Source organism: uncultured Candidatus Kuenenia sp. (genome assembly GCF_900696675.1).
In the GTDB taxonomy this organism is placed as follows: Bacteria; Planctomycetota; Brocadiia; order Brocadiales; family Brocadiaceae; genus Kuenenia; species Kuenenia stuttgartiensis_A.
The window spans coordinates 1-10,177 of the sequence record NZ_CAADGZ010000123.1 but is presented as its reverse complement, the minus strand read 5'-3'; the positions used below and the strand labels follow the sequence as shown (position 1 = coordinate 10,177).

At 39.8% G+C, this 10,177-nt stretch carries 8 protein-coding genes; 4 read left to right on the top strand and 4 right to left on the bottom strand.

Going from position 1 to position 10,177, the window contains the following annotated elements; genetic code table 11:
- Positions 1 to 406 precede the first annotated feature (406 nt).
- Positions 407 to 1,165: a ZIP family metal transporter gene (locus tag QZT26_RS14345; RefSeq protein ID WP_099325354.1), complete on the top strand. Its 759-nt coding sequence runs from the start codon at positions 407 to 409 to the stop codon at positions 1,163 to 1,165.
- Positions 1,166 to 1,279: 114 nt separating this feature from the next.
- Here QZT26_RS14345 and QZT26_RS14340 read toward each other — a convergent pair whose 3' ends face one another.
- From QZT26_RS14340 to QZT26_RS14330, 3 genes are all read right to left on the bottom strand, one after another.
- Positions 1,280 to 1,951, bottom strand: coding sequence for a rhomboid family intramembrane serine protease (locus QZT26_RS14340; protein WP_164995681.1), 672 nt, complete (start codon positions 1,949 to 1,951; stop codon positions 1,280 to 1,282).
- Positions 1,952 to 2,307: 356 nt separating this feature from the next.
- On the bottom strand, positions 2,308 to 2,928 hold the full coding sequence (locus QZT26_RS14335) for a peptidoglycan recognition family protein (protein ID WP_099325356.1): 621 nt from the start codon (positions 2,926 to 2,928) through the stop codon (positions 2,308 to 2,310).
- 370 nt (positions 2,929 to 3,298) lie between these two features.
- Positions 3,299 to 3,580, bottom strand: a complete 282-nt coding sequence (locus QZT26_RS14330; RefSeq protein WP_230409970.1) for a hypothetical protein — start codon at positions 3,578 to 3,580, stop codon at positions 3,299 to 3,301.
- A gap of 335 nt (positions 3,581 to 3,915) precedes the next feature.
- Here QZT26_RS14330 and hpnH point away from each other — a divergent pair, with 335 nt between their 5' ends.
- Positions 3,916 to 4,911, top strand: coding sequence for an adenosyl-hopene transferase HpnH (gene hpnH / locus QZT26_RS14325; protein ID WP_099325359.1), 996 nt, complete (start codon positions 3,916 to 3,918; stop codon positions 4,909 to 4,911).
- A gap of 102 nt (positions 4,912 to 5,013) precedes the next feature.
- On the opposite strand, the gene shc is transcribed toward hpnH, so the two are convergent.
- Complete coding sequence (shc, locus tag QZT26_RS14320) at positions 5,014 to 7,089, bottom strand: squalene--hopene cyclase (RefSeq protein WP_295103103.1); 2,076 nt, start codon at positions 7,087 to 7,089, stop codon at positions 5,014 to 5,016.
- A gap of 338 nt (positions 7,090 to 7,427) precedes the next feature.
- On the opposite strand from shc, the gene QZT26_RS14315 reads away from it, so the two are divergent.
- Entirely contained in the window at positions 7,428 to 8,369 is a 942-nt protein-coding gene (locus tag QZT26_RS14315; RefSeq protein WP_099325361.1) for a histone deacetylase, read from the top strand.
- 462 nt (positions 8,370 to 8,831) lie between these two features.
- Positions 8,832 to 9,380 (top strand): cyclic nucleotide-binding domain-containing protein, encoded by a 549-nt coding sequence (locus tag QZT26_RS14310; RefSeq protein WP_164995679.1) that lies wholly within the window; start codon positions 8,832 to 8,834, stop codon positions 9,378 to 9,380.
- Positions 9,381 to 10,177 lie beyond the last annotated feature (797 nt).

Below are 10,177 nucleotides of genomic sequence, written 5' to 3'. Positions count from 1 at the left end.
TTGACGGAGAAAGGCCAGAAGTTCTCTTGTTCACTGATGACCGCTTCAGCCCTTGATATTAAAGCACTTACGGAAATGGCGGCATGAAAAACACGCATAAAAAACAAGAAATTGATGGATAGTAGTACAGATTAAAAGATCCCGGCGGGTTCAGGTTTGCAACCAGAACCAAACGTTTTATACTTTCAATCCAGCCTTCTATTCGCAGAACAAATGGCAAATAAATTCCAGATTCCAAACAGGGATTTGGGCATTGGATTTTACCTACGTTCCCAAACAGATACTTCACTATGTTTAGTACAAGGTTTGAGAACGGGTTGTACTTCGGTAGTTTAATAGTTTACGCTGAATAGTTACAAAAAATTACTGATAAGGTATTAATGATTAATAGAGAGATATACTAAAAATGATTACCGTATGGTTTTATACGCTGGCAAGTGTTTTTGCTATCAGTATATGTTCATTGATAGGGGTTGTAACGTTATCATTTAGAGAAACGAATCTAAAGCAAGTCCTTATTTATTTTGTTAGTTTTTCCGCAGGAAGCTTACTTGGCAACGCTTTTTTACACCTGCTTCCGGAGGCCGTTGAAAAAGCAGGTTCAACCTTTCGGTTAAGCACTTCCCTGTTTGTTTTATGCGGGGTAGTTGTCTACTTTAGCGTAGAAAAATTTGTCCGCTGGCGACATTGCCACATACCAGCAACAGAAGAACATCCCCACCCTTTTTCTTTAATGGTGTTGTTTGGAGATGCCGTGCATAATTTTATCGATGGATTGATCATCGGAGCAAGTTACATGGTGAGCATTCAGCTAGGTTTTGCCACGACAATGGCAGTTGTCTTCCACGAAATCCCCCAGGAGGTTGGAGATTTCGGTTCTTTATTACATGGCGGATTCAGTAAAATAAAGGCGCTTTTTTTCAATTTTCTTTCCGCATTAACCGCCATACTCGGCGCAATTATCGTCCTGGTAATGGGATCTTATGTGGAGGGATTAACCACTTTTTTAGTGCCTTTTGCCGCGGGAGGCTTCATTTATATTGCAAGTTGCGACCTTATACCGGAATTGCACAGAGAGGTGAAAATTACGAAATCAATCCTCCAGTTAGTATTTTTCATATTAGGGGTGTTGGTGATGCTGGCATTGTCTTTTGTCGGAGAATAGCACCCTTTCCGCTAAGAAAAAGAACGGGCGCAGAAGAAAAACAATGAGAAAAACGGTTGTTTGGTGAGCATTGCATTTGGTACCGCATGATATAAGATTTAATCGGAATGATTGTTAATAATGGCGGTAGTATGCTCTGGGAAACAGTTTTATGAGAATAATTCCTATCACGAAACCCCCGATGTGTGCCCACCACGCTACGCCGCCATCCCGGGTGTTTGCAATGGCCGCCGTACCATTAAAAAATTGTATGAAAAACCAGAATCCCAATACAATATACGCCGGCAATTCAAAGATAAACAAGAGCGGTAGCAAAACCAGCACACGCGCCCGCGGATAGCTTATCATGTAAGCACCCAATACACCCGCAACCGCGCCACTTGCGCCAATACAAGGCACACCTGACTGGCGGTTAAAGGAAATATACACCACCGCTGAACCAATGCCGCAAATTAAGTAAAAAACCACGAAGCCGAAACGCCCCAATATGTCTTCGATATTATCTCCAAAAATCCACAAATACCACATATTACCTAAAAGATGAATAAGCCCGCCATGGAGGAACATGTAACTCAGGAAAGGGAAATATGTATTTGCCATATTCACCTCCGGGATATCCGCCGACTGGAAAATTTTGAGGGGAACTATGCCATAGGTGAAAAGGAAATATGTTAAATTCCTTCCTAAAGAGAGTTCAAAAAGAAAGGTCAGTACGTTTATAAGGATAATAATAACCGTGATAAGCGGGAATGTTCCGGATGGATTTCGGTCTCGGATTGGTATCATTTGTTTTTTGGCCGAAATGGTAAAAATTCATCTCTTAAAAAACTATACTCTTTTGTTGTAACTATTCAGCGTAAACAATACACGTCTCGTTCCAAACCTTGTACTGAGCATAGTGAAGTATCTGTTTGGGAACGAGTTGCGCTCTGATCTCTTGTAGTTTAATAAATTACGCTGAATAGTTACCTTTTGTTACTGAAATAACTTCTCAATAAGTTTAGATTTTAGCAATAATTTCTATAGTCCACACTCTGCAATTTGCCGACGGTAGATTGCAGTGTGCTGACTATATAGAAATTCCCCATTAAAAAAGGAAGCAAAACAGTGGAGTTGTTTACATAAATTTATTTAGAAGTTACTTACTGAAAGGTATTGGCAAGCAGTTTGTAATAGGGGAAATTCCGTCCAGGGCAATCGGTTTGTTTGCAGTGCCTGTGCATAAGAACATTATCAGTAGGGATGTGACAACGTTCCTGTATGTATTCCACTAATGCGGAAAGTGATTTCATCTGTGCTTGCGTAGGATACGTTTTATTAAAATTCCCTACCAGACATATTCCTACGCCAAATTGGTTATATTCCTTTATCCCTGCGTGTGCACCATCTATCTGCCTTTTCCATCTATCACCCATTTCAATTTCACCATCGCCGGAACCCTTTCCATTTCCTATAACAAAATGGTATCCCAACCCGTTTTGCCATCCGCGCGATTGCCGGTGATATTTATCAAATTCTTCAGCGCTTCCGGTATCGGATGCGCTGTGATGGACAACAATGTACTTCCAGTCGCGAACAAAACAACGTTCCAATTGGTTTTTAATATCGCTGCTCAGGTAGAAGTCCAATTTTTTTTCAGGTAGTTTCGCGCTTGGTTTCATAATAGTCGATGTTGGTGGAATTGTTGGTGGAGAATAACATCCGCTCATGAAATAAAGAAGGGGGAAAAACATGCAAATACTCATTTTTTGCCAAAAAAGCATTATAATTCTCCTAATAAATGTTTAACACTTGCATGCAACAATGAGTAAATCTTATAATCAGCGGGGATTATAACAAATGAAAGCCTTTTGTCAAATAACAAATATGGAGGTATTTTGTTATCTCCAGTAGCCCCATGATACGGTATATTGGGGCGTGAAAGACTACCCATGAGGGGATGTAGACCAATCACTACAATATGTAGTTGGAACTGGAGCCAACAGAGTACCCCTATTTTAAGGAATGAATGGATGCAAATAATTAACCAGGTAGATTTAAAAAGAATGTTAAACATCATAGAAAAACCCCTTTTCTTTAGCAACTTATCAATGCAGGGAAAAAATAGAATGGTATGTCTGAATTCGCATTTTATCATTTTTCAAAAGTGAGAATACCTTGTTCGGAGGGAGACATGGATTCCGCATTTTTTATCTTACTCTCCGGCAAAGTGTAGGTGGTTAAAGGAACAAGTTCATATACAATTGCAGGGCGGTCTTCTGGCGTTTTTTTTGGAGAAATATCAATTCTCATCAAGACCCCAAGAACCGCTACTATTATTGCGGATGATACTGTTCTTGTGGTTAAAGTTAATAAAGAAATGTTTGATTCATTAGGGACGAGTATCCGCGATAAAATCAAAGATAGTATTATCATGAGGCTGGCATAGCGCATTCAACGTTTAAATAATATATTGCTGATTACGGAGTTTGATTCCAGAGGAATTCGAAAAGAGGTTAAAATTGCCGGAAGTAAGAACGAAGAATCTTCTCAAACCCAAGCATAAAACAGTTCATAGTGTCTACATTTATATATTTTTCTTTCCTCTTAAAGCGGCATTGTTTTAGATAAAAACAGCCAACGGAAGTAGTTTTCACACATTAAATAAAACTTGACAGTATACCTTGATTAATATAGCATTTTTGCTTATGAATTTTCACCTGACTGGCGTACCTTTTTAAAACCTACTATGGAACGGAGCACATGCAACAATGAGGGTTTCACTGGCTTTAAGCCTTTCTTTGACAAAATATTTGATTAAAAACAGGTTGTTATTTAAAAAAAGATTTCCTCTCGTATTAATGCTGGAAGTAACCCATCTCTGCAATCTTGCCTGCGAAGGATGTGGCCGTATTCTGGAATACCATGATACCATGCGTGAAATGTTAAGCGTTGGGGAGTGTATGCAGGCGATTCATGAGTGCCCGACCCCGGTGGTTACCATAACAGGGGGAGAGCCGCTTATGCATCCGGAAATAGACAAAATTATCTCCGGGATAATAAAGGAGAAACGGCACGTTTATTTATGCACTAACGGAATATTATTAGTTGATGCTTTAAAAAAACTGAAACCGCACAAATATCTCAATATTAATGTTCATATAGACGGGCTTGCGGAAACGCATGACAAAATAGCAGGCAAAGGAATATTCGACCGGGCGACAAACGCCATCAGGGAAGCAAAAAAAGCAGGCTTTAAAGTCTGTACAAATACTACTATATTTAAAGATACCAGCGAAAAAGAAATTGTGGAATTATTTTCATTTTTGCAGGGGCTTGGCGTTGACGGCATGCTGGTTTCTCCTGGTTATGGATTCGAACACAATGAAAATGCAATTTTTCTTTGTCAAAAGGAAATAGAAGAACGATTTGGGTTTATTTATGGTATTTCAAAAAAATACAAAATATTAAATTCGCCCCTCTATTTGAAATTTTTAAAAGGGGAAAGAACATTGAAATGTACGCCTTGGGGTAATCCTACCCGTAATTATTCAGGATGGAAAAGCCCCTGTTATCTTATCACGAACACACATTATAAAACCTTTGATGAGTATATGAAACAAACTGATTGGGAAAAATACCAGGAAGGACGAGACCCGCGCTGTGAAAATTGCATGATGCATTGTGGTTTCGAACCAACGGTCGTGCTGGAAGGGGGAAAACGCTTGTCAGACATTTATGAAATGGCAAAATGGGGGCTTAGTTAAAAAAATGGTAATAAAAAATTTTGTTAACAGGCCGCAATCTGCAATTTGCCGAGAGCACAGTCTTCCCATTAGTAAAGGGATCAATGGGATGTTTACCTCAAGTTATTGAGAAGTTGCCAATTTATGAGTAAAGTGGCGATATCTTCCCAGCGCCATTAGTGGAAAATAGTTGCGATACATGTGGTATTTCAAATAAAAGACTTTGGGAAAACCTGTTGCCGTAAATTCTCTCTCATCCCAGCTACCGTCTTCTTTTTGAGTGGACAAAAGAAAATCTATTCCTCTCTCTGTGGAGGACGATTTTATTTCGCCGGCAGTAATCAGGGTCAGTAATGCCCAGGCTGTTTGAGAAGGAGTGCTTTTGCCTATTCCTTTTAAGGCACTGTCCTCATACGATTTTATTGTTTCTCCCCAGCCGCCATCCGAGTTCTGTGCACTCTTCAGCCAGGCAATTGCCTTTTTAATGTATGCCTTATTAATATCTTCACCAACCGCTATCAGCCCGGAAATCACAGACCATGTACCATAAATATAATTTGAACCCCAACGCCCAAACCATGAACCGTCTTCATCCTGCTCTTTTTTCAGAAATTCAACAGCTTTTTTGATATTTAAATATGTCTTATTAAATCCGATACGGCCAAAAAATTCTATACATCTGCCTGTTACATCGCTGGTGCTTGGGTCAAGAAGCGCATTAAAATCGGCAAAGGGTATATTATTCAAAATCGTTTTATTATTGTTGCGGTCAAACGCCCCCCATCCTCCGTCATCGCATTGCATAGCCTGCAGCCATCGTAAGGCGCGTAAAAGAGTTTTTTCTTTATGCATGTCTTCAGGAAGAGAGACCCTCTGCAATGCCATGAGCACCGCGCCGGTATCATCAGTATCGGGATAAAATTCATTCGCATATTGAAAATACCACCCGCTCGGTTCCTCAACCTTACACTTTAATTTCCAATCACCAAAATCCCTGACTTCCTTGCTCAATAACCATTTACCTGCTTTTTGCAGAACAGGGTGAGACCCTGGAATACCAGAATCATTCATTGCAATAATGGACCATGCAGTGTCCCATACCGGAGATACGCACGGTTGCAAATAAAGCATATCGCCTTCATAGATAACCAGCGCTTCCACCTCTTTCATCTGTGCGGTCAAAGCGGGGTGATCATCCGGATAATCAAGGCACTTCATGGCAAAAATCGAATTAATCATTGCCGGCCAGATAGCCCCTAATCCGCCCGATTTTTCCATATGTTCAAGCAACCATTTTTCAGCCATCTTCATCGCAATTCTCCGGATGAATTTAATGGGATGCTGCTCATACCGGCGGAAGATACTATCCGCATCAATAAAAAAGTTGTACCAGCAAAACCCATCCTGATCCCTTTCTATACGATATACGACGTCTTCACGCGGGACAAGATACAACTCCTTCAGCAAATCATCGCCTACGGTAACATGTGGTTTCCTGGCGATGGCAATAGAAAGGGGAACGACAATACATCTTGACCAGTAGGATATTTCATAAATACTAAAATAAAATCCTGCGGGGAACAAAATCATTTCTACCGGAACGGCAGGCACCGCCTGCCAATCAACCTGGCCAAACATGGCAAGATAAATTTTGGTAAAGCAATTGGCGTTCATGATTCCACCCATGCCAAGGATGCATTCTTTCGCTTTTTTCATGAATGATTCATTTTCCGAATATCCCGCTAATTTTAATGCAAAATATGCTTTTACCGATGCGCTGATCTCACTTGCTCCGCCATAATAAATATTCCAACCCCCGTCGGTCAGTTGCTGTTTCAGGAGAAATGCGACAGCCTTACCCTGTTTTTCATAATCTACCCTATTAAGAAAATGCATCAGCATAATGTATTCGGACGTCAATGTGGTATCTGCCTCCAAAATCCCTACCCAGTGACCATCCGTTATATTTTGCTGATTGATGAGATATCTCTGCGCCCTGTCTATCGAATCATCCAAAGGGTTCTCTGTTTTCTGCGTTGTAGATGCAGTTGTTCTGAAGTAAGTATTTTCCAAACTCAATTCATGCTTAATCAACTCTGGAATAGGATGTTTTCCATTGCCGTTTCCATTTCCATTTCCATTAAATTTGTGTACAGTTGTCTCGAACCGTTCTAATAGATTTAATAGAAAATTTCTCATTCTTTTTGAAAACCTCCAATGTACTATTTCATTACGATTAAATTTTCAAGTAAACTATACACTGTCACACAAATAAACAGGTGATAAGTTATATAGTATAAATGAAACATTCCTTTTTTTCTGTTAGTCGGGCAATTATACCGCACGTTAAAAAACATTAAGCGCGGATTAGGCAGTGGCTATAAATAACAAATTTAAATCGTAATTTCAAGTAAAACTTGCTTTAGATATGTGCTTTTTATAAGATGGTTTACCAACTTTTTTCATGCCATATTTTATTATTACTTTGCATTAAAGCCTGAAGAGATATTTTTTCCCATTTACAAAACTGAAAATGTATGACACTGCTGATATATGACAATATATACCTGGAACATGATACCGGTATTGGACACCCTGAAAATGCCAGGCGGATAGAAAATACCATTAAATATCTGGAGTCCGATAATTTTTTGGCGCACGTAACGATAGAAAAGCCCCGTGCGGCGTTACCTGAAGAAATAGGCTTTATCCATCCAAAAACGTATATCAGTACCATTCAACAAATTGCTGATTCCGGCGGCGGCTGGTTAGATGGTGATACTGCCGTGTCCGGCCATTCATACAATGTCGCATTATATTCCGCAGGAGCAGCCCTCACCGCGATAGATTTAATTATGAAAGGAGAGGCAAAAAATGCTTTTTGCCTTGTTCGCCCACCCGGACACCATGCGACCCCTGACAGGGGTATGGGATTCTGCCTTTTTAACAATGTTGCCATTGCGGCAAGATACCTGCAGAAAAATTACCAACAGAAAAGGATTCTTATAATCGACTGGGATGTTCATCATGGAAATGGCACGCAGGATGCATTTTATGTTGACCCTACGGTAATGTACTTTTCAATGCACCGCTATCCATTCTATCCCGGGACTGGGGCAGAAGATGAAACAGGCGAGGGAAATGGAAAAGGGTTCAATATCAATATACCATTGTCTATGGATACTCACCCCCAAAAGTACATTGAATTGTTTTCCGGGGTAATAGAAGGCAGCGTAAACAGATTTGCGCCGGAATTCATCATTTTATCTTCAGGTTTCGATGCATACAAAAAAGACCCCATTGGCGGTTTAAACCTTGAGACAGAGCATTTTTATACATTAACTGAAATCGTTGTGGAAGCGGCGGAAAAACATTGCGGCGGTAAGCTTTTATCCTGTTTGGAGGGAGGATATCATTTATCCGGTTTACCCTTATGTATCGAAGCCCACCTCAAAGGATTGCTGAAGATTAACTCATGATGAAAAATACTTCTTCCCACGCGAATATTGTCAGTCTTCCAAACGGGCCGTTTGTGTTAACCCATTTGCGTGTGTTACTGGGATTTAAAAGATGCATCCTCTTATATTAACGGAGACGTTCCTACCCGGAAATTTTAAAAAACCGGACTTATCCCTTTAACCCCGGATATTAACTCATATATCTACGAAGAACTCAAAAAACTCCGGATAACCCTTTTGTTCGGGCATAAGAGTTGTGCCGTACCATGTCCATGTCTGCAGTTGATGAAATATCTCTTAAAGATATGGGAAGCATACAGCAAGCAGGCGCAAATACTCATATTGGTAATTAAGGAAAATATTTGCGTTTTAAAAACTGTTACGCTATCATTGCCAACGCTATTTGTGCAAGGGGTCTGAGAGAGACCATTCTATACAGTCTGTTTTTTTACTAACACACTTACAAAGAAAGCGAGGCATACCATGGATACAACTGTCTTTAAAAAAGGCGAACCAATAGCACAAGAGGGCCATTTTACCTACTATGTGTACAGAATCCTGGAGGGAGAAGCACAGTTACTAAAAAATATAAACGGCAGGGAAGTTCCTATATTGAAACTGGGAAAAGGAGCGGTTATCGGGAAACTCTCTTGTTTAGAGGAAAAAAGAAGGCTGGCGTCTACAATAGCCATTACCGATGTAAAGGCGGAGGTCATATCAAAAGAAGAGTTCATAAAAACACTTAATGAACTCCCCACGGAGATACATGCATCTATGCGTGAACTCGCCTTTTTGCTTTCTGATCTATCAAGTGTGGTAGGCCAGCTTATTTATTACCGTAATAGCATGGAGGGCAAGGATCTGAGCACATTGAGCCTGAAAAGTGTTTCGGGGCAACTTGATAAAGCGCCTGAAAGTATAAAGATGGTGTATAAGTCATTAATAGATGATATAATTAATAATTATGCCAAATGCGGGGAGACATTAAATGAAATACTTCGGAAGCTTGACGGCCTTAAAGAAGGTATTTAGCTTTATTACATGTGGAACTAACGTTCCCTGTTACTAAGTCAAGGCATAGATTCTTAATATCAACACCAATCCTTTCTTTTTATAAAATTCACAAAAACTTCATGGTTTCATCCTGTTTTGGCTTTGGTTTTCCAAATCCGGAAGCCCGTTTATCGATGAAAATAGGGACAGCGACTATTTATCATTACCAAGTCAGGGTAAAATGGTTATGTGTTTATTTTATGCCACGAATTGCAAGCACCGTAGCCGCCGGTTATCCACATCATGTAACTCAAAGAGGGAAACTATCAACAGCCGGTTTTTGAAGATGAATCAGATTTCAGGCAATATCTTCAATGGCTACAGGAATACAGTACAAAATACCCCTTAAAAATTTGGGCATATTGTCTTATGACTAATCATGTTCATTTTGTTTGTGTACCTGAGAAAGAGGATTTACTTGCACGCACATTTAATACACTACATATGAGATACTCACAGTATTTCAATCAGAAAAGAAAATTGAAAGGACACCTCTGGCAGGGAAGGTCTTACTCTTGAAGACATTTGCGGGCAGTTATGTGAATAATGAGGCAAATCCTATTTTGTCTCAAGATTGTTATCTGGGAAAAGAGATAGACGATTGATCAGAATATTTAAAGGAAAAAGAGGAAAAACAAGCCATAGAGAACCTAGCGCGGCCTTTGGCCGCAACCAAAAAGGTGATTTTTAGTTTATTATAAAGTATAGTAGTATCCTCGTAAATAGTAATCAGACAATTTGGAGGACACTACTTATGAATAAGTTGATGGAATTAT